The sequence below is a fragment of the Streptomyces sp. NPDC045470 genome (assembly GCF_040646595.1).
Classification (GTDB): Bacteria; Actinomycetota; Actinomycetes; order Streptomycetales; family Streptomycetaceae; genus Streptomyces.
Map to the genome: position 1 here is coordinate 167,900 of NZ_JBEZAN010000004.1, position 25,440 is coordinate 193,339.

The 25,440-nt window shown below is 68.7% G+C and carries 21 protein-coding genes; 18 read left to right on the forward strand and 3 right to left on the reverse strand.

What is annotated here, in order from left to right:
* Positions 1-484: 484 nt before the first annotated feature.
* The 8 genes from rpoB to panD all read left to right on the forward strand — a co-directional run bounded on the left by rpoB (position 485) and on the right by panD (position 14,189).
* Entirely contained in the window at positions 485-3,967 is a 3,483-nt protein-coding gene (gene rpoB / locus AB0A97_RS15065; protein WP_125055648.1) for a DNA-directed RNA polymerase subunit beta, read from the forward strand.
* A 125-nt stretch (positions 3,968-4,092) separates the two neighbouring features.
* Entirely contained in the window at positions 4,093-7,992 is a 3,900-nt protein-coding gene (locus AB0A97_RS15070) for a DNA-directed RNA polymerase subunit beta' (RefSeq protein WP_030017003.1), read from the forward strand.
* 327 nt (positions 7,993-8,319) lie between these two features.
* Positions 8,320-8,796, forward strand: a complete 477-nt coding sequence (locus AB0A97_RS15075) for a DUF1707 and DUF4190 domain-containing protein (RefSeq protein WP_361149167.1) — start codon at positions 8,320-8,322, stop codon at positions 8,794-8,796.
* 420 nt (positions 8,797-9,216) lie between these two features.
* Complete coding sequence (gene rpsL / locus AB0A97_RS15080) at positions 9,217-9,588, forward strand: 30S ribosomal protein S12 (protein ID WP_003948652.1); 372 nt, start codon at positions 9,217-9,219, stop codon at positions 9,586-9,588.
* 2 nt (positions 9,589-9,590) lie between these two features.
* A complete protein-coding gene (gene rpsG, locus AB0A97_RS15085; RefSeq protein WP_030017001.1) occupies positions 9,591-10,061 on the forward strand; it encodes a 30S ribosomal protein S7 in 471 nt (156 codons plus the stop codon).
* Between the two features lie 39 nt (positions 10,062-10,100).
* Positions 10,101-12,221 (forward strand): elongation factor G, encoded by a 2,121-nt coding sequence (fusA, locus tag AB0A97_RS15090; RefSeq protein ID WP_361149170.1) that lies wholly within the window; start codon positions 10,101-10,103, stop codon positions 12,219-12,221.
* A 155-nt stretch (positions 12,222-12,376) separates the two neighbouring features.
* A complete protein-coding gene (gene tuf, locus AB0A97_RS15095; protein ID WP_361149173.1) occupies positions 12,377-13,570 on the forward strand; it encodes an elongation factor Tu in 1,194 nt (397 codons plus the stop codon).
* Positions 13,571-13,754: 184 nt separating this feature from the next.
* Complete coding sequence (gene panD, locus AB0A97_RS15100) at positions 13,755-14,189, forward strand: aspartate 1-decarboxylase (protein ID WP_361149176.1); 435 nt, start codon at positions 13,755-13,757, stop codon at positions 14,187-14,189.
* A gap of 34 nt (positions 14,190-14,223) precedes the next feature.
* Here panD and AB0A97_RS15105 read toward each other — a convergent pair whose 3' ends face one another.
* The 3 genes from AB0A97_RS15105 to AB0A97_RS15115 all read right to left on the reverse strand — a co-directional run bounded on the left by AB0A97_RS15105 (position 14,224) and on the right by AB0A97_RS15115 (position 18,548).
* Complete coding sequence (locus AB0A97_RS15105) at positions 14,224-15,057, reverse strand: TauD/TfdA family dioxygenase (protein WP_361149179.1); 834 nt, start codon at positions 15,055-15,057, stop codon at positions 14,224-14,226.
* The gene (locus AB0A97_RS15110; RefSeq protein WP_361149181.1) at positions 15,044-17,008 is read right to left on the reverse strand and encodes a nucleotidyltransferase domain-containing protein; all 1,965 of its coding nucleotides are present in this window, start codon (positions 17,006-17,008) and stop codon (positions 15,044-15,046) included. The genes AB0A97_RS15105 and AB0A97_RS15110 overlap by 14 nt, the downstream gene beginning before the upstream one ends.
* 226 nt (positions 17,009-17,234) lie before the next feature.
* Positions 17,235-18,548 (reverse strand): MFS transporter, encoded by a 1,314-nt coding sequence (locus AB0A97_RS15115; RefSeq protein WP_361150150.1) that lies wholly within the window; start codon positions 18,546-18,548, stop codon positions 17,235-17,237.
* Positions 18,549-19,330: 782 nt separating this feature from the next.
* Here AB0A97_RS15115 and AB0A97_RS15120 point away from each other — a divergent pair.
* The 10 genes from AB0A97_RS15120 to rpsC all read left to right on the forward strand — a co-directional run bounded on the left by AB0A97_RS15120 (position 19,331) and on the right by rpsC (position 25,440).
* Positions 19,331-19,609 (forward strand): hypothetical protein, encoded by a 279-nt coding sequence (locus tag AB0A97_RS15120; protein ID WP_361149184.1) that lies wholly within the window; start codon positions 19,331-19,333, stop codon positions 19,607-19,609.
* Positions 19,610-19,755: 146 nt separating this feature from the next.
* Positions 19,756-20,667, forward strand: a complete 912-nt coding sequence (locus AB0A97_RS15125; RefSeq protein WP_361149187.1) for a hypothetical protein — start codon at positions 19,756-19,758, stop codon at positions 20,665-20,667.
* Between the two features lie 431 nt (positions 20,668-21,098).
* Positions 21,099-21,407 carry a 30S ribosomal protein S10 gene (gene rpsJ / locus AB0A97_RS15130; RefSeq protein WP_004571821.1) on the forward strand — a complete coding sequence of 103 codons (309 nt, stop codon included), beginning with the start codon at positions 21,099-21,101 and terminating at the stop codon, positions 21,405-21,407.
* A gap of 14 nt (positions 21,408-21,421) precedes the next feature.
* Positions 21,422-22,066, forward strand: coding sequence for a 50S ribosomal protein L3 (gene rplC, locus AB0A97_RS15135; protein ID WP_030016992.1), 645 nt, complete (start codon positions 21,422-21,424; stop codon positions 22,064-22,066).
* An 8-nt stretch (positions 22,067-22,074) separates the two neighbouring features.
* Positions 22,075-22,725: a 50S ribosomal protein L4 gene (gene rplD, locus AB0A97_RS15140; RefSeq protein WP_361149190.1), complete on the forward strand. Its 651-nt coding sequence runs from the start codon at positions 22,075-22,077 to the stop codon at positions 22,723-22,725.
* A complete protein-coding gene (gene rplW / locus AB0A97_RS15145; RefSeq protein WP_030016990.1) occupies positions 22,725-23,048 on the forward strand; it encodes a 50S ribosomal protein L23 in 324 nt (107 codons plus the stop codon). Before rplD ends, rplW begins: the two co-directional genes overlap by 1 nt.
* Before the next feature lie 39 nt (positions 23,049-23,087).
* A complete protein-coding gene (gene rplB / locus AB0A97_RS15150; RefSeq protein ID WP_030016989.1) occupies positions 23,088-23,924 on the forward strand; it encodes a 50S ribosomal protein L2 in 837 nt (278 codons plus the stop codon).
* A 12-nt stretch (positions 23,925-23,936) separates the two neighbouring features.
* Positions 23,937-24,218 carry a 30S ribosomal protein S19 gene (gene rpsS / locus AB0A97_RS15155; RefSeq protein WP_030016988.1) on the forward strand — a complete coding sequence of 94 codons (282 nt, stop codon included), beginning with the start codon at positions 23,937-23,939 and terminating at the stop codon, positions 24,216-24,218.
* Positions 24,219-24,262: 44 nt separating this feature from the next.
* A complete protein-coding gene (gene rplV, locus AB0A97_RS15160) occupies positions 24,263-24,610 on the forward strand; it encodes a 50S ribosomal protein L22 (RefSeq protein ID WP_006604878.1) in 348 nt (115 codons plus the stop codon).
* Positions 24,610-25,440 carry a 30S ribosomal protein S3 gene (gene rpsC, locus AB0A97_RS15165; protein WP_030016987.1) on the forward strand — a complete coding sequence of 277 codons (831 nt, stop codon included), beginning with the start codon at positions 24,610-24,612 and terminating at the stop codon, positions 25,438-25,440. Before rplV ends, rpsC begins: the two co-directional genes overlap by 1 nt.

Genomic DNA, 25,440 nt, shown 5'->3' on the forward strand with positions numbered 1-25,440 from the left:
TTGCCCGGCCGTGCACCCCGTGACGATCTTCCAGTGGGTGGGGGGCCTTGACGAACCGCACGCAGCGCGCAATTCTCAGGACGCGACGTCAGAAGCGATCCGGGTTCGAGGCATGGATCGCCGGCGAAGAGGGAAGCATCGGGGTGCGCCTGTTGGCGCACGGCTCGTGGCAGGCATAAGACGTTGGGCGTTGAGACGAACAAAGAGGGGTACCTCCGTCACGGAGGGTGCCGCCTCCCGGAGGGAGAAGATCGGTATCACGGTGCTGGGCCGGTCTCCGGAAACTCGCTCTGGACATCAGTGTGCCGAGTGGCTACACTGACCCTTTGCGCTGCCTGTTAGCTGCTCCCTGCCCGTCACCAGGGGCATACCCGAGCTCGAGCAATGCCGACTGATCCGCCCTGACCTGGGCCTTTCCTCCGGCTGTGTTCGGTCCGGGACCGGTACGCGCGTAGTGAGTCCGAGCCCTCGGAAGGACCCCCTCTTGGCCGCCTCGCGCAACGCCTCGACTGCCAATACGAACAACGGCGACAGCACCGCCCCGCTGCGCATCTCTTTTGCGAAGATCAAGGAGCCCCTCGGGGTTCCGAACCTCCTTGCGCTGCAGACCGAAAGCTTCGACTGGCTGCTCGGCAATGCCGCATGGAAGGGTCGCGTCGAGGCTGCGCTGGAAAGTGGTCAGGACGTCCCCACCAAGTCCGGTCTGGAGGAGATCTTCGAAGAGATCTCCCCGATCGAGGACTTCTCCGGGTCGATGTCGCTGACGTTCCGCGACCACCGATTCGAGCCCCCGAAGAACTCCATCGACGAGTGCAAGGAGCGCGACTTCACGTACGCGGCTCCGCTCTTCGTCACGGCTGAGTTCACCAACAACGAGACCGGTGAGATCAAGTCTCAGACGGTCTTCATGGGCGACTTCCCGCTCATGACCAACAAGGGCACCTTCTGCATCAACGGCACCGAGCGTGTCGTCGTCTCGCAGCTGGTCCGCTCGCCGGGCGTCTACTTCGACAGCCAGATCGACAAGACGTCCGACAAGGACATCTTCACCGCCAAGATCATCCCGTCCCGGGGTGCCTGGCTGGAGATGGAGATCGACAAGCGCGACATGGTCGGCGTGCGCATCGACCGCAAGCGCAAGCAGTCCGTGACCGTCCTCCTCAAGGCCCTCGGCTGGACGACCGAGCAGATCCTGGAGGAGTTCGGCGAGTACGAGTCCATGCGCGCCACCCTGGAGAAGGACCACACCCAGGGCCAGGACGACGCGCTGCTCGACATCTACCGCAAGCTGCGCCCGGGCGAGCCGCCGACGCGCGAGGCCGCGCAGACGCTGCTGGAGAACCTCTACTTCAACCCGAAGCGCTACGACCTCGCGAAGGTCGGCCGCTACAAGGTCAACAAGAAGCTGGGCGGCGACGAGCCGCTGGACGCCGGTGTGCTGACCACCGACGACGTCATCGCCACGATCAAGTACCTGGTCAAGCTGCACGCCGGCGAGACCGAGACGATCGGCGAGAACGGCACGGAGATCGTCGTCGAGACCGACGACATCGACCACTTCGGCAACCGCCGCCTGCGCAACGTCGGCGAGCTGATCCAGAACCAGGTCCGTACGGGTCTCGCCCGTATGGAGCGTGTCGTGCGTGAGCGCATGACCACCCAGGACGTCGAGGCGATCACGCCGCAGACCCTGATCAACATCCGGCCGGTCGTCGCCTCCATCAAGGAGTTCTTCGGCACCAGCCAGCTCTCCCAGTTCATGGACCAGACCAACCCGCTGTCGGGTCTGACCCACAAGCGCCGGCTGTCCGCGCTGGGCCCCGGTGGTCTCTCCCGTGAGCGGGCCGGCCTGGACGTCCGTGACGTGCACCCCTCGCACTACGGCCGCATGTGCCCGATCGAGACCCCCGAAGGCCCGAACATCGGTCTGATCGGTTCGCTCGCCTCGTACGGCCGGGTCAACGTCTTCGGCTTCATCGAGACGCCGTACCGCAAGGTCGTCGACGGCCGGGTCACCGAGCAGGTCGACTACCTGACCGCCGACGAGGAAGACCGCTTCCTCATCGCGCAGGCGAACGCTCCCCTCACCGAGGACATGGAGTTCGCCGAAGGCCGCGTCATGTGCCGCCGTCGCGGTGGTGAGGTCGACCTCGCCGCCCGCGAGGACGTGGACTACATGGACGTCTCGCCGCGCCAGATGGTGTCGGCCGCGACCGCCATGATCCCCTTCCTGGAGCACGACGACGCCAACCGCGCGCTCATGGGATCGAACATGATGCGCCAGGCCGTGCCGCTGATCAAGGCGGAGGCCCCGCTGGTCGGCACCGGCATGGAGTACCGCTGCGCGGTCGACGCCGGTGACGTCATCAAGGCCGAGAAGGACGGTGTGGTCCAGGAGGTCTCCGCGGACTACATCACCGTCGCCAACGACGACGGCACGTACACCACGTACCGCGTTGCCAAGTTCACCCGCTCCAACCAGGGCACCTCCTTCAACCAGAAGGTCGTCGTGGACGAGGGCGCGCGCGTCGTCGTGGGCCAGGTGCTCGCCGACGGTCCCTCCACCGACGAGGGCGAGATGGCGCTGGGCAAGAACCTGCTCGTCGCCTTCATGCCCTGGGAGGGCCACAACTACGAGGACGCGATCATCCTGTCGCAGCGCCTCGTGCAGGACGACGTCCTGTCCTCGATCCACATCGAGGAGCACGAGGTCGACGCCCGGGACACCAAGCTGGGCCCGGAGGAGATCACCCGGGACATCCCGAACGTCTCCGAGGAGGTCCTCTCGGACCTCGACGAGCGCGGCATCATCCGCATCGGTGCCGAGGTCGTCGCCGGCGACATCCTCGTCGGCAAGGTCACGCCCAAGGGTGAGACCGAGCTGACCCCCGAGGAGCGTCTGCTGCGCGCGATCTTCGGTGAGAAGGCCCGTGAGGTCCGTGACACCTCGCTGAAGGTCCCGCACGGCGAGATCGGCAAGGTCATCGGCGTCCGCGTCTTCGACCGTGAAGAGGGCGACGAGCTGCCCCCGGGCGTGAACCAGCTGGTCCGCGTCTACGTGGCGCAGAAGCGCAAGATCACCGACGGTGACAAGCTCGCCGGCCGTCACGGCAACAAGGGCGTCATCTCCAAGATCCTGCCGGTCGAGGACATGCCGTTCCTGGAGGACGGCACCCCGGTCGACATCATCCTCAACCCGCTGGGTGTCCCGTCCCGAATGAACCCGGGACAGGTCCTGGAGATCCACCTCGGCTGGCTCGCCAGCCAGGGCTGGAAGGTCGAGGGCGACGCCGACTGGCAGAAGCGTCTTCAGGCGATCGGCGCCGACGAGGTCGCGCCCCGCACCAACGTCGCGACCCCGGTCTTCGACGGTGCGCGCGAGGATGAGCTCGCTGGTCTGTTCGACTCCACGCTGCCGAACCGTGACGGTGAGCGGATGGTCAAGGACACCGGCAAGGCCCGGATGTTCGACGGCCGTTCCGGTGAGCCGTTCCCGGACCCGATCTCGGTCGGGTACATGTACATCCTGAAGCTCCACCACCTGGTGGACGACAAGCTGCACGCGCGTTCGACCGGTCCGTACTCGATGATCACCCAGCAGCCGCTGGGTGGTAAGGCCCAGTTCGGTGGCCAGCGCTTCGGTGAGATGGAGGTGTGGGCGCTGGAGGCTTACGGCGCCGCGTACGCCCTCCAGGAACTGCTGACCATCAAGTCCGACGACGTGACCGGCCGCGTGAAGGTGTACGAGGCGATCGTCAAGGGCGAGAACATCCCCGAGCCCGGCATTCCCGAGTCCTTCAAGGTGCTCATCAAGGAAATGCAGTCGCTGTGCCTGAACGTGGAGGTGCTGTCCTCGGACGGCATGTCCATCGAGATGCGCGACACGGACGAGGATGTCTTCCGCGCCGCGGAGGAGCTCGGTATCGACCTGTCCCGGCGCGAGCCGAGCAGCGTCGAAGAGGTCTGACGGGCCTGGCCGGGGCTCCTTTCCCCCAAGGAGCCCCGGTCGCCCCGGACCCGTACAGACCATGATGTAGAGCCCATTTTTTCGCTTACGCGAAGGGCACGACCCTGAAAGAGGGATTGACGACAGTGCTCGACGTCAACTTCTTCGACGAGCTGCGGATCGGCCTGGCGACCGCGGACGACATCCGACAGTGGTCCCACGGTGAGGTCAAGAAGCCGGAGACCATCAACTACCGCACCCTCAAGCCGGAAAAGGACGGGCTCTTCTGCGAGAAGATCTTCGGTCCGACCCGGGACTGGGAGTGCTACTGCGGCAAGTACAAGCGTGTCCGGTTCAAGGGCATCATCTGCGAGCGCTGTGGCGTCGAGGTCACTCGCGCCAAGGTGCGCCGTGAGCGGATGGGCCACATCGAGCTGGCCGCCCCCGTCACGCACATCTGGTACTTCAAGGGCGTTCCGTCGCGGCTGGGCTACCTGCTCGACCTCGCCCCGAAGGACCTGGAAAAGGTCATCTACTTCGCCGCCTACATGATCACGTGGGTGGACGAGGAGCGCCGTACGCGCGACCTGCCCTCGCTGGAGGCGCACGTCTCCGTCGAGCGTCAGCAGATCGAGCAGCGCCGCGACGCCGACCTGGAAGCCCGCGCCAAGAAGCTCGAGACCGACCTGGCCGAGCTGGAGGCCGAGGGCGCCAAGGCGGACGTGCGCCGCAAGGTGCGCGAGGGGGCCGAGCGTGAGATGAAGCAGCTGCGCGACCGCGCGCAGCGCGAGATCGACCGCCTCGACGAGGTGTGGAGCCGCTTCAAGAACCTCAAGGTCCAGGACCTGGAGGGCGACGAGCTGCTCTACCGCGAGCTGCGTGACCGCTTCGGCACGTACTTCATGGGCGGCATGGGCGCGGCTGCCCTGCAGAAGCGCCTGGAGTCCTTCGACCTCGACGAAGAGGCCGAGAAGCTCCGCGAGATCATCCGCACCGGCAAGGGCCAGAAGAAGACCCGTGCGCTCAAGCGCCTGAAGGTCGTCTCCGCGTTCCTGCAGACCCGCAACAGCCCCAACGGCATGGTGCTGGACTGCATCCCGGTCATCCCGCCGGACCTGCGTCCGATGGTGCAGCTGGACGGTGGCCGCTTCGCGACCTCCGACCTGAACGACCTGTACCGCCGCGTGATCAACCGCAACAACCGCCTCAAGCGGCTTCTCGACCTCGGTGCCCCCGAGATCATCGTGAACAACGAGAAGCGGATGCTGCAGGAGGCCGTCGACGCGCTGTTCGACAACGGCCGCCGCGGCCGCCCGGTGACGGGCCCCGGCAACCGTCCGCTGAAGTCCCTCAGCGACATGCTGAAGGGTAAGCAGGGCCGGTTCCGTCAGAACCTGCTCGGCAAGCGTGTGGACTACTCCGCGCGTTCCGTGATCGTCGTCGGTCCGCAGCTGAAGCTGCACCAGTGCGGTCTGCCGAAGGCCATGGCGCTGGAGCTCTTCAAGCCGTTCGTGATGAAGCGCCTGGTCGACCTGAACCACGCGCAGAACATCAAGAGCGCCAAGCGGATGGTCGAGCGCGGCCGTACGGTCGTCTACGACGTCCTCGAAGAGGTCATCGCGGAGCACCCGGTCCTGCTGAACCGTGCGCCCACCCTGCACCGCCTCGGCATCCAGGCCTTCGAGCCGCAGCTGGTCGAGGGCAAGGCCATTCAGATTCACCCGCTCGTGTGCACCGCGTTCAACGCGGACTTCGACGGTGACCAGATGGCCGTGCACCTGCCGCTGTCCGCGGAGGCGCAGGCCGAGGCCCGCATCCTGATGCTGTCCTCGAACAACATCCTCAAGCCGGCCGACGGCCGTCCGGTCACCATGCCGACCCAGGACATGGTGCTGGGCCTGTTCTTCCTCACCACCGACGAGGCGGAGCGCAAGGTCATCGGTGAGGGCCGGTCCTTCGGCTCGGTCGCCGAGGCGATCATGGCCTTCGACAACCGGGAGCTCTCGCTCCAGGCGAAGGTCGACATCCGCTTCCCGATCGGCACCGTCCCGCCCCGCGGCTGGACCCCGCCGGCGCAGGAGGAGGGCGAGCCCGAGTGGCAGCAGGGTGACAGCTTCCGGCTGCGGACGACCCTGGGCCGCGCGCTCTTCAACGAGCTGCTGCCCGAGGACTACCCGTTCGTCGACTACTCGGTGGGCAAGAAGCAGCTCTCCGCGATCGTCAACGACCTGGCCGAGCGCTACCCGAAGGTCATCGTGGCGGCGACGCTCGACAACCTGAAGGCGTCCGGTTTCCACTGGGCGACCCGTTCCGGTGTCACCGTCGCGGTCTCGGACATCGTCGTGCCGGAGGCCAAGAAGGCCATCGTCGCGGGCTACGAGGCCCAGGACGAGAAGGTCCAGAAGCAGTACGAGCGCGGTCTGATCACCAAGGACGAGCGCACTCAGGAACTGATCAACATCTGGACCAAGGCGACCAATGAGGTCTCCGAGGCGATGAACGCGAACTTCCCCAAGACGAACCCCATCTTCATGATGGTTGACTCGGGTGCCCGAGGAAACATGATGCAGATGCGGCAGATCGCCGGTATGCGTGGTCTGGTGTCGAACGCGAAGAACGAGACCATCCCGCGACCCATCAAGGCGTCGTTCCGTGAGGGTCTGTCCGTGCTGGAGTACTTCATCTCCACCCACGGTGCCCGTAAGGGTCTCGCGGACACCGCCCTGCGTACCGCCGACTCGGGTTACCTGACCCGTCGTCTCGTGGACGTCTCGCAGGACGTCATCATCCGCGAGGAGGACTGCGGCACCGAGCGCGGTCTGAAGCTGCGGATCGCCAGCAAGGGCGCCGACGGCATCCTGCGCAAGGCGGACGACGTCGAGTCCAGCGTGTACGCACGCATGCTGGCCGAGGACGTCGTCGTGGACGGCAAGGTCATCGGCCCCGCCAACGTCGACCTGGGCGATGTCCTCATCGACCAGCTCGTCGCGCACGGCGTCGAGGAGGTCAAGACCCGCTCGGTCCTGACCTGCGAGTCCGCCGTCGGCACCTGCGCCTTCTGCTACGGCCGTTCGCTGGCCACCGGCAAGCTGGTCGACATCGGTGAGGCGGTCGGCATCATCGCCGCCCAGTCCATCGGTGAGCCCGGCACCCAGCTGACGATGCGTACCTTCCACACCGGTGGTGTGGCGGGTGACGACATCACCCTGGGTCTGCCGCGTGTCGTCGAGCTCTTCGAGGCCCGTACGCCCAAGGGTGTCGCCCCGATCTCCGAGGCCGCCGGCCGCGTCCGGATCGAGGAGACCGAGAAGACCAAGAAGGTCGTCGTCACACCGGACGACGGCAGCGACGAGACGGCGTACGGCGTCTCGAAGCGTGCCCGTCTGCTGGTGGGCGAGGGTGACCACGTCGAGGTCGGCCAGGCGCTGACCGTGGGTGCCGTCAATCCGCACGACGTGCTGCGCATCCTGGGCCAGCGCGCCGTCCAGGTCCACCTGGTCGGCGAGGTCCAGAAGGTCTACAACAACCAGGGCGTGGCGATCCACGACAAGCACATCGAGATCATCATCCGGCAGATGCTGCGCCGTGTGACGATCATCGAGTCCGGCGACGCCGAGCTGCTGCCGGGCGAGCTGGTGGAGCGTACGAAGTTCGAGAGCGAGAACCGTCGTGTGGTCCAGGAAGGCGGCCACCCGGCCTCCGGCCGTCCGCAGCTGATGGGTATCACCAAGGCTTCGCTGGCCACCGAGTCCTGGCTGTCGGCGGCGTCCTTCCAGGAGACGACCCGGGTGCTCACCGACGCGGCGATCAACGCCAAGTCGGACTCCCTGATCGGCCTCAAGGAGAACGTCATCATCGGTAAGCTCATCCCGGCCGGTACGGGCCTGTCCCGCTACCGCAACATCCGGGTGGAGCCCACCGAGGAGGCCAAGGCCGCGATGTACTCGGCCGTCGGTTACGACGACATCGACTACTCGCCCTTCGGCACCGGCTCCGGCCAGGCGGTCCCGCTGGAGGACTACGACTACGGTCCGTACAACCAGTAAGGGCCCGGCCGGCCGTGCGCGGCCGGACCGGACACGCGCTGTGAGCGGCAGGGCGGTCACCCCCCGGGGTGGCCGCCCTGCGGCGTTGCGGGGCGGATCACTCCGTCGGCGGTCCGCCGGCTCCACTTGCGGTGGCCGGCGCGGTGTGGTGGCGCGCGCGGAATCATTCGCGGGGAACCGTGCGCTCTTCCGGCGCGTACTGAATGATGGGTGGTACTGCCTAATGTGGGGGAGGTGCTGAGAGTGGCGTTCCAGCCGTGGCAGGGTGGACAGCCGGCGCCGTGGCAAGGCGGGCAGCCGGTCCAGGGCCCGGGCCAGGTCCCGGCGATGCGTGCGTCGCACGCCGACCGGGAGCGTGCGGTGGACGTGCTGAAGGCCGGTTTCGCCGAGGGGCGGCTTCCGCAGCAGGAGTACGAGCAGCGCATCGGGCGCGCGTATCAGGCACAGACCCAGGCCGAGCTGCAGATGCTGGTGGCGGACCTGCCGCAGGGGCCGATGCCGCAGTCGCAGTTCGGGCCGCCGCCCGCGGTGCCGCCGACGTTCATGCCGGTGCAGCCGATGACGGCGCCGACCAACGGTTCGGCGACCGGCGCGCTGGTGTGCGGCATCCTCGCCCCGGTGACGTGGGGTCTGACGTCGATACCCGCGGTCATCCTGGGGCACAAGGCGCGGGCCGAGATCCGCCGCACGGGGGAGCGCGGGGACGGTCAGGCGGTCGCCGGGCTGGTCCTGGGCTGGCTGGGGATCAGCGGCTGGCTGCTGTTCTTCATCCTGATGGTCTTCGTGGGAGCGACGAACCTCTGAGGGCGCGTGGGACGGGGCACGGAAGGCGCCGGTGGCGCGGGGGCTGCCGGGTACCGGGGAGCGGCTCCGGGGGCCGCAGGGCGGCCGCCACGGCGCGCGCGGCGATGGCCGAGCCTTCTTCCGTACGGCCGCTGATCGCACTACGGTGGCCGCAGCGCCGGGGGAGTCCGGCGTGTCCTTCGCGTGTGCATTTGTTTTGACCGCAGCCCATGCGGTAGGTACGCTCTGACCTTGTGCCTGGGGTGTCCTCAGGCTGCCGTGCGTGCACTCGTCCGTACGGAAGCCGGGTCTCGACACCGCAATCTGCCGCCCTCCTCGTTCCAGCGAGGGGTCTGCAGTATTCGACACACCCGACCGCGTGGGTCGGGGACTGTTCCAGGTTAGCTTTACCGAGACTGGCACACAGAAACCGGAGAAACGGTGCCTACGATCCAGCAGCTGGTCCGCAAGGGCCGGCAGGACAAGGTCGAGAAGAACAAGACGCCCGCACTGGAGGGTTCGCCCCAGCGCCGCGGCGTCTGCACGCGTGTTTTCACGACCACCCCGAAGAAGCCGAACTCGGCCCTGCGTAAGGTCGCACGTGTGCGTCTGACCAGCGGCATCGAGGTCACCGCTTACATTCCGGGTGAGGGCCACAACCTGCAGGAGCACTCGATCGTGCTCGTGCGTGGCGGCCGTGTGAAGGACCTGCCGGGTGTTCGGTACAAGATCATCCGCGGCTCCCTCGACACGCAGGGCGTCAAGAACCGCAAGCAGGCTCGCAGCCGCTACGGCGCCAAGAAGGAGAAGTAAGAATGCCTCGTAAGGGCCCCGCCCCGAAGCGCCCGGTCATCATTGACCCGGTCTACAGCTCTCCTCTGGTGACCTCCCTCATCAACAAGGTCCTGCTGAACGGTAAGCGCTCCACCGCCGAGCGCATCGTTTACGGCGCCATGGAGGGTCTGCGTGAGAAGACCGGCAACGACCCGGTCATCACGCTGAAGCGCGCGCTGGAGAACATCAAGCCGACCCTTGAGGTCAAGTCCCGCCGTGTCGGTGGCGCGACCTACCAGGTCCCGGTCGAGGTCAAGCCCGGCCGCGCCGCCACGCTCTCGCTGCGCTGGCTCGTGGGCTACTCGCGCGCCCGCCGCGAGAAGACCATGACCGAGCGCCTCATGAACGAGCTGCTGGACGCCTCGAACGGCCTCGGCGCTTCGGTCAAGAAGCGCGAGGACACGCACAAGATGGCCGAGTCCAACAAGGCCTTCGCGCACTACCGCTGGTAGTCGCTACCCCCATCGAGACCGAGAGAAGATTGAGCCGATATGGCTACCACTTCGCTTGACCTGGCCAAGGTCCGCAACATTGGGATCATGGCCCACATCGACGCGGGCAAGACGACCACCACCGAGCGGATCCTGTTCTACACCGGTGTCTCCTACAAGATCGGTGAGGTCCACGACGGCGCTGCCACGATGGACTGGATGGAGCAGGAGCAGGAGCGCGGCATCACGATCACGTCTGCCGCGACGACCTGCCACTGGCCGCTGAACAACGTTGATCACACCATCAACATCATCGACACCCCGGGCCACGTCGACTTCACCGTCGAGGTGGAGCGTTCGCTGCGCGTGCTCGACGGTGCCGTGACGGTGTTCGACGGCGTTGCCGGTGTTGAGCCGCAGTCCGAGACCGTCTGGCGCCAGGCCGACCGCTACGGCGTGCCGCGCATCTGCTTCGTCAACAAGCTCGACCGCACCGGTGCGGAGTTCCACCGCTGCGTCGACATGATCGTGGACCGCCTGGGCGCGACCCCGATCGTGATGCAGCTGCCGATCGGTACCGAGGCGGACTTCAAGGGCGTCATCGACCTCGTCTCCATGAAGGCGCTGGTCTGGTCCGCCGAGGCCGCCAAGGGCGAGATGTACGACACCGTCGACATCCCGGCCACGCACACCGAGGCTGCCGACGAGTGGCGCGGCAAGCTGCTCGAGGCCGTCGCCGAGAACGACGAAGAGATGATGGAGCTGTACCTGGAGGGCCAGGAGCCCACCGTGGACCAGCTGCACGCGGCGATCCGCCGCATCACCATCAACTCCGGCAAGGGCGGCGACACCACCGTCACCCCGGTCTTCTGCGGCACCGCGTTCAAGAACAAGGGCGTGCAGCCCCTGCTCGACGCGGTCGTGCGCTACCTGCCGTCGCCGCTGGACGTCGAGGCCATCGAGGGCCACGCCGTCAACGACGCGGAAGAGGTCATCAAGCGCCGCCCCTCCGAGGAGGAGCCGCTGGCCGCTCTGGCGTTCAAGATTGCGAGCGACCCCCACCTGGGCAAGCTCACCTTCATCCGGGTGTACTCGGGCCGCCTTGAGGCCGGCTCGCAGGTCACCAACTCGGTGAAGGGCAAGAAGGAGCGCATCGGCAAGATCTACCGGATGCACGCGAACAAGCGTGAGGAGATCGAGTCGGTGGGTGCCGGTGACATCGTCGCCGTCATGGGTCTGAAGCAGACCACCACCGGTGAGACCCTCTGCGACTCGTCGAACCAGGTCATCCTGGAGTCGATGGAGTTCCCGGCCCCGGTCATCCAGGTCGCCATCGAGCCCAAGTCCAAGGGCGACCAGGAGAAGCTGGGTGTCGCCATCCAGCGTCTCGCCGAGGAGGACCCGTCCTTCCAGGTCCACACGGACGAGGAGACCGGTCAGACCATCATCGCGGGTATGGGCGAGCTGCACCTCGACGTGCTGGTCGACCGTATGAAGCGCGAGTTCCGGGTCGAGGCGAACGTCGGCAAGCCGCAGGTCGCGTACCGCGAGACCCTGCGCAAGGCCGTCGAGCGCCTGGACTACACGCACAAGAAGCAGACTGGTGGTTCCGGCCAGTTCGCGAAGGTGCAGATCGCCCTTGAGCCGCTTGAGGGCGACGGTTACGAGTTCGAGAACAAGGTCACCGGTGGCCGTATCCCGCGGGAGTACATCCCGTCCGTGGACGCGGGCTGCCAGGAGGCCATGGAGTTCGGCGTGCTCGCCGGCTACCCGCTGACCGGCGTCAAGGTCGTCCTTCTCGACGGTGCGTTCCACGAGGTCGACTCGTCCGAGATGGCCTTCAAGATCGCCGGTTCGATGGCCTTCAAGGAGGCCGCCCGCAAGGCCAGCCCGGCCCTGCTGGAGCCGATGATGAAGGTCGAGGTGACGACGCCCGAGGACTACATGGGTGACGTCATCGGCGACATCAACTCGCGTCGCGGTCAGATCCAGTCCATGGAGGACCGCCACGGCGCCAAGCTCGTCACGGGCCTGGTTCCGCTCTCGGAGATGTTCGGCTACGTCGGAGACCTCCGCAGCAAGACCTCGGGTCGCGCAAGCTACTCGATGCAGTTCGACTCCTACGCCGAGGTTCCGCGGAACGTCGCCGAGGAGATCATCGCGAAGGCCAAGGGCGAGTAGTACCGGCTCGCACGAGTCGCAAGACGCTTTAGGCTTGACACCGTCTGCCGGGGCCCGTCCCCGCCACCCGCGAGGGGGCCCCGGCGGCCGGCATCCCAGCAAAGATCACCTGGCGCCGATGAGTAAGGCGTACAGAACCACTTCAGGAGGACCCAGTGGCGAAGGCGAAGTTCGAGCGGACTAAGCCGCACGTCAACATCGGCACCATCGGTCACATCGACCACGGTAAGACGACCCTCACGGCCGCCATTACCAAGGTGCTGCACGACGCGTTCCCGGACCTGAACGAGGCCTCGGCCTTCGACATGATCGACAAGGCGCCCGAGGAGCGCCAGCGCGGTATCACCATCTCGATCGCGCACGTCGAGTACCAGACGGAGAACCGTCACTACGCCCACGTTGACTGCCCCGGTCACGCGGACTACATCAAGAACATGATCACCGGTGCCGCCCAGATGGACGGCGCGATCCTCGTGGTCGCCGCGACCGACGGCCCGATGCCGCAGACCAAGGAGCACGTGCTCCTGGCCCGCCAGGTCGGCGTGCCCTACATCGTCGTCGCCCTGAACAAGGCCGACATGGTGGACGACGAGGAGATCCTGGAGCTCGTCGAGCTCGAGGTCCGTGAGCTCCTCTCGGAGTACGAGTTCCCGGGCGACGACGTTCCGGTCGTCAAGGTCTCGGCGCTCAAGGCGCTCGAGGGCGACAAGGAGTGGGGCGACTCCGTCCTCAAGCTCATGGCCGCCGTCGACGAGGCGATCCCGCAGCCCGAGCGTGACGTCGACAAGCCGTTCCTGATGCCGATCGAGGACGTCTTCACGATCACCGGTCGTGGCACCGTCGTCACCGGTCGTATCGAGCGCGGTGTCCTCAAGGTCAACGAGACCGTCGACATCATCGGCATCAAGACCGAGAAGACCACCACCACGGTCACCGGCATCGAGATGTTCCGGAAGCTGCTCGACGAGGGCCAGGCCGGTGAGAACGTCGGTCTGCTGCTCCGCGGCATCAAGCGCGAGGACGTCGAGCGCGGCCAGGTCATCATCAAGCCGGGCTCGGTCACCCCGCACACGGAGTTCGAGGCGCAGGCGTACATCCTGTCGAAGGACGAGGGTGGCCGCCACACCCCGTTCTTCAACAACTACCGCCCGCAGTTCTACTTCCGTACCACGGACGTGACCGGCGTCGTGACCCTCCCCGAGGGCACCGAGATGGTCATGCCGGGCGACAACACCGAGATGTCGGTCCAGCTGATCCAGCCGGTCGCCATGGAGGAGGGCCTGAAGTTCGCCATCCGTGAGGGTGGCCGGACCGTCGGCGCCGGCCAGGTCACCAAGATCGTCAAGTAATTCCTGACGGTCGGGGAGACCCGGCAGCTCTTCCGAGCGCTCTGAGGAGCCCCGCTCGCCTTCGGGTGAGCGGGGCTCCTCGCTGTTTCAGGGCCGGGCCTTCTGCTCCGCCCGCCGGGTGCTTAGCATGTGCGGGTCGGCGCGTACCCCTTCGGGACGCGACCCTCTTCCCGGAAGTGACGCCATGCTGCGCACCATGTTCAAGTCCAAGATCCACCGTGCCACCGTCACCCAGGCGGACCTGCACTACGTCGGCTCGGTGACGGTCGACGCCGACCTGCTGGACGCCGCCGACCTGCTGCCCGGCGAGCTGGTCCACATCGTCGACATCACCAACGGCGCGCGCCTGGAGACATACCTCATCGAGGGCGAGCGCGGCTCCGGCGTCCTCGGCATCAACGGCGCCGCCGCGCACCTCGTCCACCCCGGCGACCTGGTGATCCTCATCAGCTACGCCCAGGTGGACGACGCCGAGGCCCGTACGCTGCGCCCGCGCGTCGTCCACCTGGACGCGGACAACCGCATCGTGGCCCTCGGCGCGGACCCCTCGGAGCCGGTGCCCGGGGGAACGGCCGTGCGCAGCCCGCAGGCGGTCGTACGGGCGGTGGAGCCCGCCTAGGAGGCCAGGGCCGGCGGCCGCGGGACGGCAGGGCTCACGGTGGTACCGGGCGTGCGGGGAAGCCGAAGGCCATCCGGTCGCAGGCCGGCCCCGTGGCGTCGAAGTTGAGACGGCGCATCACGCGGGGCATGCCGGCGGGGACGGGTGTCCTGCCGTGCACCACGGCCGTGTTGTCGGCGATCAGCACGTCGCCGACGGCGAGCTTGAAGCTCAGCCGGTTCGCGGGGGCGGCGAAGAACCGGCACAGCTCCGCGTACTGGTCCCGGACGTCCGCGCGCGGCACGACCCGCGACACGCCGTCCGCCATCCGGAACGTCAGCGTGCAGACGCCGTCCCGGCGCCGGAACAGTGGCTGGGTGCTGGTCCGGTCGGCGCGGGTGATCGTCAGCGCGTCGGGTTCGGCCAGCGCGTCGCGCCGGCCGGGGAAGTGCCGCGCCAGGTACTCGTAGGCGGCCTGGGCGCTGGCCAGGACGGACAGGCCGCCCCGTACGGCGGGCCGGACGCACTGGAGCGTGATCAGGGTTTCGGGGTGGTCACGGAAGGCGCCGTCGGTGTGCAGCAGGTGTTCCACGCGGGTGGAGCCGAGGAAGCCGGCGACCGGCCGGGCCGGGCTGATCGGCACGATCCCGTCGCCGTCCGCGCGCGGGTGCGGCACCGGGGTGCCGAAGCGCCGGCGCAGGCTGAGCAGGTCCTGGCGGCTCCTGGCCCGCTCGGCGCAGCGCAGGATCGTGAAGCCGTACCGGTTGAACGCGATCAGCATCTCGTGCTCCTGTGCGGCCGACATGCAGCGCATCGAGGGCACCCGGACGATCTGCGCCGCCACGGGCAGTTCGGAGCCGAACGGGCGGCGCAGGTCAGGTGGCGCCATGGCCGGGGGCCTCCGGTCGCGGTGCGGGGGTGAGCGTGGCGAGCCAGCCGCGCAGCACGGCGGCGGCCATCCGCTCGGTACCGGCGCGGTCGTACCGTACGTCGCCCGGTGCGGCCCCGAGTCCGTCGGGACGGCGGTGGTGGAAGGCGGTGACGGCCTGGTCGTCGGCCGGGTACTCGGCTCCGCTCTCCACCCGGAGCATGATCTTCGCGAGCAGGGCGGTGGCCTTGTAGAGCACCCGCAGGTCGGGTTCGGCGAGCAGGAGCTGCTTGCGGAGGGTGACGGCGGCCTGGACGCCGTCGCGCACACTGACGTCGGCGTACGTGACGGCGTCCGGCACCGGCAGGGCGAGGCCGGGGGCGCACCACAGGGGCGCGAGGGCGCCCGCCCCGCTGAGGGTGAGGACGTGCAGCAGGCGCGGCGGCAGGGCGCCCGCGCGGAACTCGTCCTCGGTGAGGACCGTCATGGTCATCCGCACGCCGTCCAGCACCGGCGCCAGTTCCGTGCGGACGCTCCGGAGCCGGGGGAGGGCGTCCTGCGGTGCCAGGACGAGGACGTCCAGGTCGCTCCAGCCGTGCCGGTACGTGCCCCGGGCCGCGCTGCCGGTCACGGCGACCAGGTCCACCGCCGTACGGGGCCGGGTGAGCCGTTCGCGCAGGGCGCGCAGATATGTCCCGAGGCAGCTCGGGAGGCCCAGGCTGTGCACGGAGACGGGCTTGAGCGGCCGGAACGTCCAGGCGGCGTCGAAGGCGAGGCGGTCCAGGCGCCGGTGGAGGCTGAGCCGGGGCCAGGGGGCGGCGGCTTCCTGAGCGGTGTGCTGAACGGTGGGTTCGGGCGCGGTGTCCTCGGGCGCGGTGTCCTCGGGTGCGGCGCCCGGCACGGAGCCGTCAGGGGCGAAGGAGTGCGGCGCGGGAGCGTGCGGGGCGGCGGCCGGGCCGGTCCCGGGCCCGGGGTGTACGGCGTGCAGCCGGTCGCCGAAGAGCTTGCGCAGTTCCTGGACGGTGGCCCGGTCGCGTACGGGCTCGATGCTCACGCGGTCGAGGAACGGGTGCGCGGCGCAGTAGCGGTCGAGGCCGTCGGCGATGCGTTCGGCCAGGGCCGTGGTGTCGTCGGTGTCCGGTACGGACGGGTCGTGCGACGCGGCGGCGAGGTGCGCGGCGTTGAGCCGGGCGTAGCCGCGTCGGGTACGCAGGTACTCTCCGGCGGCGTCGCGCGCGTGCTCGCAGTCGCCGCCCAGCGCCGCCACACGTACCCGGGAGAGCGCGCACTCCGGAATCGTGGGGTACAGCCGGTGCAGGCGCTGCCGCAGTTCGTGCTGCACGTCGATCGCGGGCCGGTCGCCGACGACGACGGCCGTGTCGAACCGTCCCTCGCCGAGAAGGCGGTTGATCTGCTCGTGCAGTCGCCGCTGGTAGTACTCCAGGAGGCGGTCAGGGGCCGGGGACCGGGCCAGACCGCGCGCGGCGCTCTGAGCGGGGTCCTCGTCGTGCAGCAGGACGACGCCGCACTCGGTGTCCTCACAAGCGCGCAGGGCGGTGCGGTACGGCGCGAGTGCCGCGCGCGCCTCGCGGGCCGCTCGTGCCGTACCGCACCGCTCGCGTACGGCGGCGACGGCAGCGAGCGTCGCTTCCAGCATGGGCAGGCCCTGCCGTACACAGCGCAGGTACCCACTGGACCGGGGCTGCCGGGCGCGGGCCAGGTAGGCCGTGGCGAGGACGTCTGCCAGCTCCTGGTAGGACGCGCCGTCGAGCCACCATCCAGTCGCCTCCGTGCCGCTCAGGGCGTGCCACCGGGAGGCGTAGGTCTCCGCAGGGGCGGAGGTCTCGATCTGCGGGGTGCGGCGGGCCAGCATGCGGAGCTGGGTGTCCTTGCCCACGTACGCCGGTCCGCTCACGGCGATGACCCGGTGTGCCGCCGGTGGGCGTTCTTCGGCCGGTGGGTTCAGGGGCATGGTGTTTCCTCCGGAGGTTCGCGTTCGGACGGGGTCCGGGCTTTCGGCATAAGGCGGTGTGGTGTGTTTCTTTTCCGTACGGGCGTTTCCGTGTGCGGGCCAGATGGAGGCAGGACAGGTGCTCGCCTCGCGGACCTCGGGAATTTCCTGTAGGGCGGTCTGCGGGGTGTTGCGCGTACGGAGGTGAATACCGGTTGTGCGGGAAAGGCCGGCCCGCGGCCGGGGTTCACGTCTTCGCGGCCGTGTCCGCGTCCCCGTCCGAACGTGTTTCCGCCTCGCACTCCGGCTCGGTGCCGGAATCCGCGCCCGTCGACGTTCCCGTACCCGTCTCCGGCTCCGTCGCCGGACGGGAGAGCGCGCAGCCGACGACGGCGGCCGCCGCGAGCGAGGTCAGGCCGCCGGTGAGGAAGCCGGCGCGGGGTCCGCAGGTCTCGGTGACCCAGCCGACGGCCGGCGCGGCCACCGGTGTGCCGCCCACGAACGCGATCTTGAACAGGCTCATCACCCTGCCCCGCGTCGCGGCGTCCGCGGTGAGCTGGACGTGCGCGTTGGCGGTGGCGGTGACGACCAGACCGGCCATGCCGACCGGGACCAGCAGGGCCGCGAAGAGCCACAGGGCGGGCGCCAGGGCGGCGGCCGTCTCCAGCGCGCCGAACAGCAGCGCCGCCGTGGTCAGCACCCGCCGCGGCGGCGCGAGGCTGCGCGCTGCCCACAGCGCCCCCGCCACCGCGCCCGCCGCCAGCAGCGAGTTGAGCAGGCCGTACACGCCGGAGCCGGTACGGAAGACCTGCACGGTGAACGCGGTCAGCCAGACGGGGAAGTTGAACCCGAACGTGCCGACGAAGGCGACCAGCACGATCGGCCACAGCAGGCCGGGATCGCGCCCGACCTGCCGCAGCGTCGCCCTGACCTGGCCGCTGCCGTGCGGGGCGCGCTCGGCCGGGTGTATCTCGGCGGTGCGCATGAGCAGCAGGGCGGCGAGGGGCGCGAGGTAGGAGAGGGCGTTGAGGAGGAAGGCCCAGCCGATGCCCACCACCGTGATCACCACGCCGGCGACGGCCGGGCCGACCAGGCGCGCGGTCTGGAAGACGGCGGAGTTCAGGCTCACCGCGTTGCGCAGTTGCTCCGGTCCGACCAGCTCGGAGACGAACGCCTGCCGGGCGGGAGCGTCCGCGACGGAGATCAGGCCCAGCACGGCCGCCATGACGTACACGTGCCAGGGCCTCGCCTGGCCGGACAGCACCAGTACGGCCAGGACCAGCCCCGTCGTGCCGAGCGCGGCCTGGGTGTGGAGCAGCAGCCGGCGCATCGGCAGCCGGTCGGCGATCAGGCCGCCGTGCAGCCCGAGGAGCAGCATGGGCGCGTACTGGAGCCCGATGGTGAAGCCGACGGCGGCGGGGGAGCCGGTCAGCTCGACGACCAGCCAGTCCTGGGCGATGCGCTGCATCCAGGTACCGGTGTGCGAGACGGCCTGTCCGGCGGCGAACAGCCGGTAGTTGCGGATGCGCAGCGAGCCGAACGTCGTGGTGGCGTGGCGCACCGAGCCGTCCTCGCGGCGGGGCGGGAGGGCGGCGGATGCGGGGCCCGGTGCCCCGGTCACGCCCGCCGCCTTCGTACGGGGCCCGGGCCGGGGCGTCTCCCGCACGCGGGGGCGGGACTTCTCGCTCCGCGGCGCGATCGGCGTCCGTGGGAAGAACGGTGTCTGGAGCGGGCGCAGCCGCCGCGCCGGAAAGGACGTCCGGAAGGGGAATGCTGCATGAAATCCTCCTTCCTGCTCGCCCGGCCGATATGGTTCAGGGTTCCCCCGGGGGTGCGGCGTAGTCGCCGGGTGCGCAGCTTCAGCCGGAAGGCTTCCATTTCTTGTGAGCTGTAGGATTTTCGGGTTCATTCGATACGGCGTGTTTTTGCCCGCGCCGGATAATTCTTTTGCGCTCGGCGCCCGGGGGCGTACGGCGGTGCGCGGGCGTGAGCCGGAGCGGGGGAGCGGGGTGTGCGGCGAGTGGGGTGCGCCGCGCCCCGCGCCGCGCGGTGCGGAAGTTCGGTTCGCGGGTGCGGCGCGCCGGAAATGGCGAGGGACCTTCCGTCATTTGGAGTAACGTACTGATGTCGGAGCGTCACCGCCCGGGGAGGGGCGGCTCGCGCCGAGGGGGTCGGGCGTCGCCAGGAAGTCCAGTCGGCACCAGAGGAGTCAGCCTCTCGTGGTACTTGCTCACCCCGTCACCCGTGTCGCGCCGCGGAGCACCGCCTCCGCGCCCGCCCCGAAGCCGCGCGTGCGCAGCGGGCCGCCGGCGTCTTCCGTGCGCGCCGACGGGCGGTGAGCGGGTGGTCGGCAGCGAGATCAGGCCCTGCGATCACCCCAAGAAGGACGTGCGGCGGGTGCTGGAGAAGTGGGCGGCCCGTGGCTGGGTGCTGCGCAAGGACGGGCACTGGGGGCGGCTCTACTGCCCGTGCGCGGGCCGCTGCACGGTCATCCCGGTGGCGGGCACGCCGCGCAGCGCCTCCGCGCACGCGCGCGTGATCGACCGGCTGGCGGCTCGGTGTCCGCTGCCGGACGACGCGGCGAACCGCAGTCTCACGGGGATGCCGCGCGGCGAAGCGTGACCGCGGCGTCAACTGAGGTGGACCGGCGGTGACCGTGCGCTTTACGACGGCTGCCCGTGCAGGCTGCGACATGTTTTGTCATGCTTTGTCTGTTGACGAACGACAACAGACCTGCAACCCTGCCCAAGGACTAGGGGGACGCCGTCATGGACTACGACTTCACCTTCGTCGTCACGGGCGCGACCGTCGACGACCCGGACGCCGTCGACGCGCTGCGCGACACCTGCGACGCCCTCCTGGCGCGGGCCGGCGGCACCGACCTGCTCAGCATCACCTGGCCCGGCGACTGCGCGGTCCGGGCCGCGCTCGAAGCGGCCTCCGCGGCGCGCGCCGCGGTGCCGCGCCTGCGGGTGCGCCGCCTCGACCGCGATGTGGTCGGCATACACGAGATCGCCGAGCGCACGGGACGCTCCCGGCAGAACGTCGCCCAGTGGGCCGCCGGGGTGCGCAAGGCCCAGGGTGCCCCGTTCCCGGCCGCCGAGGGCACCGTCGGGCGCTCCCGGGCGTGGCTGTGGCCGGAGGTCAACCGCTGGCTCGCGGCGTACGGCCTCGACGACGGGGCCGCGTACCCCACGCGCGAGGAGATGGCGGAGATCGACGTGGCGCTGGCCGGCCGGGTCTCGCTGACGTTCCGGTTCGCCGCGACCACGGGCTTCCAGGAGGGACGGCAGCGCGTCATCGACGAGCTGCGCAACCGCCACATAAACCGGTTCCTGGGCATACTGGCGGGGTTCGAGGGCACCACGGACGAGCACGGCGACCATGTGCTGGTCGTGGCCGACGGACGCGAGCCGGCCCGCGGGGTCATGGAGCGGGTGGCGCAGTTCCCGCACGACGTGGTGCTGGTGACCGAGACCGACCAGTTCACGGTCACCGTCCTCGCCAGCCGCGGCCCGGACCGCTCGGGCCGCGTCGTCCCCGTGCCCGGCACGGCGACGGTCGGCGAGTGGCTCCGGCAGATCCGCGACTTCCCGCACGCCACCTTCGCCGTGGAGGGTGACGAGCGTCACGCGGAGGAGTCCGCCCGTATCCAGTGGCAACTGGCGATCGCGGCGTGAGAGCGGGCCGGCGGCGCCCCGCCGGCGGTCCGTCCCGGCGCGTCGGAGGCGGGTCCGTGCATCCGGGCGGTGTGACGCGGTGTACGATCTCCCGCTCGATTGGCAGCGGCCGCCGCTGATGTGGCACACTGTCCAGGTTGCTCGGTTGAGTGCCGATGCTGCGCGCCTCCCGCCGGGGGGACTGGAAGCGAGTCCTAGGTATTCGTCGTCCCTTATCAGGGGCGGAAGTACGGGAATCTTCCGGGAAGTGCAGCGGGGTGCCTCAGCCAGGCGCCCGGTGGGTGTTCATCCCCCACGTTTTCCTTCTCGAAGGATCGCCCTTGCGGGGATCTGCGGGAAGGAGCGCGACACGCCCGACCGCGTGGGTCGGTGGATGAACGGCAACGTACCGGGTCCCAGAGCGTTACGAGAGACAGGACTACGAAGTAGCCATGGCGGGACAGAAGATCCGCATCCGGCTCAAGGCCTACGACCACGAGGTCATCGACACGTCGGCGAAGAAGATCGTCGAGACGGTGACCCGTACTGGTGCGTCGGTCGCGGGCCCGGTGCCGCTCCCCACCGAGAAGAACGTGTACTGCGTCATCAAGTCGCCGCACAAGTACAAGGACTCGCGCGAGCACTTCGAGATGCGCACGCACAAGCGCCTGATCGACATTCTCGACCCGACGCCCAAGACCGTTGACTCGCTGATGCGCCTGGACCTTCCGGCCGGCGTTGACATCGAGATCAAGCTCTGAGAGGCGCAGTAGAGATGGCTAAGCAGATCAAGGGCATCCTGGGCGAGAAGCTCGGCATGACCCAGGTCTGGGACGAGAACAACCGTGTCGTCCCGGTCACTGTGGTCAAGGCCGGCCCCTGCGTCGTTACCCAGGTGCGCACCAATGACCAGGACGGCTACGACTCCGTCCAGATCGCCTTCGGCGAGATCGACCCGCGCAAGGTGAACAAGCCCCTCAAGGGCCACTTCGCGAAGGCCGACGTCACCCCCCGCCGTCACCTCGTCGAGGTCCGTACCACTGACGCCAGTGAGTACACCCTCGGCCAGGAGCTGACCGCCGAGACCTTCGAGTCGGGCGTCAAGGTGGACGTGACCGGCAAGAGCAAGGGCAAGGGCTTCGCCGGTGTCATGAAGCGTCACGGCTTCCACGGCGGCAAGGCTTCGCACGGTGCCCACCGCGTGCACCGCAAGCCGGGCTCCATCGGTGGCTGCGCCACCCCGGGCCGCGTGTTCAAGGGCATGCGGATGGCCGGCCGTATGGGCAACGAGCGGGTCACCACCCAGAACCTGACCGTCCATGCCGTTGACGCGGAGAAGGGTCTGCTGCTCATCAAGGGCGCAGTTCCTGGTCCGAACGGCGGCCTCGTCCTGGTCCGTACCGCGGCCAAGGGGGCCTGAGGTAACCGATGAGCACCATTGACATCCTTTCGCCGGCAGGCGACAAGGCCGGGACCGTCGAGCTCCCCACGGAGATCTTCGACGCGAAGGTCAGCATTCCGCTGATCCACCAGGTCGTTGTCGCGCAGCTGGCCGCGGCCCGTCAGGGCACGCACAAGACCAAGACTCGTGGCGAGGTCCGCGGCGGTGGCAAGAAGCCGTACCGCCAGAAGGGCACCGGCCGCGCGCGCCAGGGTTCGACCCGTGCGCCGCAGTTCGCCGGCGGTGGCGTCGTGCACGGCCCCGTGCCGCGTGACTACTCGCAGCGGACCCCGAAGAAGATGAAGGCCGCCGCCCTGCGCGGTGCCCTGACCGACCGGGCCCGCAACAGCCGCGTCCACGTCGTCTCCGGCGTGGTCGAGGGCGAGGTCTCCACGAAGGCCGCCAAGGCTCTCCTCGGCAAGATCAGCGAGCGCAAGCACGTGCTGCTGGTCGCCGAGCGCGCCGACGAGGCCGCGTGGCTCTCCGCCCGCAACCTGCCCCAGGTCCACATCCTGGAGCCGGGCCAGCTGAACACGTACGACGTGCTCGTCTCCGACGACGTGGTCTTCACCAAGGCCGCCTTCGAGTCCTTCGTGGCTGGTCCCAAGGCCGCTGAGCTCGAAGGGAGCGCCGCCTGATGACTGAGGCGACCGTTACCAGCAAGTCCTTCTCGGACCCGCGCGACCTTCTGGTCAAGCCGGTCGTCTCCGAGAAGAGCTACGCGCTGCTGGACGAGAACAAGTACACGTTCATCGTCGACCCGCGTGCGAACAAGACCCAGATCAAGCAGGCCGTCGAGGCGGTCTTCTCGGTCAAGGTCACCGGGGTCAACACGATCAACCGCCAGGGCAAGCGCAAGCGCACCCGCACCGGTTTCGGTAAGCGCGCCAACACCAAGCGCGCCATCGTGACCCTCGCCGAGGGCGACCGTATCGACATCTTCGGCGGCCCGGTCTCCTAACGGAGTCCGAGTCGTCCGGAATCGGACGAGGACTGAGAAATGGGTATCCGCAAGTACAAGCCGACGACCCCGGGCCGTCGTGGCTCCAGCGTCGCCGACTTTGTCGAGATCACGCGGTCCACGCCGGAGAAGTCGCTGGTCCGCCCGCTGCACAGCAAGGGCGGCCGTAACAACGCCGGTCGTGTGACCGTTCGCCACCAGGGCGGTGGCCACAAGCGCGCCTACCGCGTGATCGACTTCCGTCGTCACGACAAGGACGGCGTGCCGGCCAAGGTCGCGCACATCGAGTACGACCCGAACCGCACCGCGCGCATCGCGCTGCTGCACTACGCAGACGGCGAGAAGCGCTACATCATCGCGCCGCGTGGCCTGGTGCAGGGTGCTCGGATTGAGAACGGCCAGGGCGCCGACATCAAGCCGGGCAACAACCTGCCGCTGCGCCACATCCCGGTCGGTACGACGATCCACGCCATCGAGCTGCGGCCCGGCGGCGGCGCGAAGTTCGCCCGCTCCGCGGGTGCCTCCGTGCAGCTGCTGGCGAAGGAGGGCTCCATGGCCCACCTTCGTATGCCGTCCGGTGAGATCCGCCTGGTCGACGTGCGCTGCCGCGCCACCGTCGGCGAGGTCGGCAATGCCGAGCAGTCGAACATCAACTGGGGCAAGGCCGGCCGTATGCGCTGGAAGGGCGTCCGCCCGACCGTGCGTGGTGTCGTGATGAACCCGGTCGACCACCCGCACGGTGGTGGTGAGGGCAAGACCTCCGGTGGTCGCCACCCGGTCTCGCCCTGGGGCCAGAAGGAGGGTCGTACGCGTTCGCCGAAGAAGGCTTCGAACAAGTACATCGTCCGCCGCCGCAAGACGAACAAGAAGCGCTAGGAGCGGGTTTAGATGCCGCGTAGTCTCAAGAAGGGGCCCTTCGTCGACGACCACCTGAGCAAGAAGGTGGACACGCAGAACGAAGCCGGCACCAAGAACGTCATCAAGACCTGGTCCCGCCGCTCCATGATCGTCCCGGCCATGCTCGGCCACACGATCGCGGTGCACGACGGCCGCAAGCACGTCCCGGTGTTCGTCACCGAGTCGATGGTCGGCCACAAGCTCGGCGAGTTTGCGCCGACCCGCACCTTCCGCGGCCACGAGAAGGACGACCGCAAGTCGCGTCGTCGCTGATCGACCGGAGTGCGAAGACTATGACTGACACCGAAGGGACAACCATGGAAGCCAGGGCCCAGGCGCGGTACATCCGCGTCACGCCCATGAAGGCCCGCCGCGTGGTGGACCTTATCCGTGGCATGGATGCCACGGAGGCTCAGGCGGTCCTGCGTTTCGCCCCGCAGGCCGCGAGCGTGCCCGTCGGCAAGGTGCTGGACAGCGCCATTGCCAACGCGGCGCACAACTACGACCACACCGACGCCGGCAGCCTCGTCATTTCCGAGGCGTACGTCGACGAAGGCCCGACCCTGAAGCGGTTCCGTCCGCGCGCCCAGGGCCGTGCCTACCGGATCCGCAAGCGGACCAGCCACATCACCGTGGTCGTCAGCAGCAAGGAAGGAACCCGGTAATGGGCCAGAAGGTTAACCCGCACGGGTTCCGGCTCGGCATCACCACCGACTTCAAGTCGCGTTGGTACGCCGACAAGCTGTACAAGGACTACGTCAAGGAAGACGTCGCCATTCGTCGCATGATGACGAAGGGCATGGAGCGCGCCGGCATCTCGAAGGTGGAGATCGAGCGCACCCGTGAGCGCGTCCGCGTCGACATCCACACCGCTCGTCCGGGCATCGTCATCGGCCGCCGCGGCGCCGAGGCCGACCGCATCCGCGGCGAACTGGAGAAGCTGACCGGCAAGCAGGTCCAGCTGAACATCCTCGAGGTCAAGAACCCCGAGACCGATGCTCAGCTCGTGGCCCAGGCCGTCGCCGAGCAGCTGTCCTCCCGCGTCTCCTTCCGTCGCGCCATGCGCAAGAGCATGCAGTCGACGATGAAGGCCGGCGCCAAGGGCATCAAGATCCAGTGCGGTGGCCGTCTCGGCGGCGCCGAGATGTCGCGCTCGGAGTTCTACCGCGAGGGCCGCGTGCCCCTGCACACGCTCCGCGCCAACGTCGACTACGGCTTCTTCGAGGCCAAGACCACCTTCGGCCGTATCGGTGTGAAGGTCTGGATCTACAAGGGCGACGTCAAGAACATCGCCGAGGTCCGCGCCGAGAACGCTGCCGCCCGTGCGGGCAACCGCCCGGCCCGTGGTGGTGGCGGCAACGACCGTCCGCGCCGCGGTGGCGAGCGTGGCGGCCGTGGCGGCCGCAAGCCGCAGCAGAACGCCGCTGCCGAGGCCCCCAAGGCCGAGGCCGCTGCCGCTGCTCCGGCTGCTGAGAGCACCGGAACGGAGGGCTGA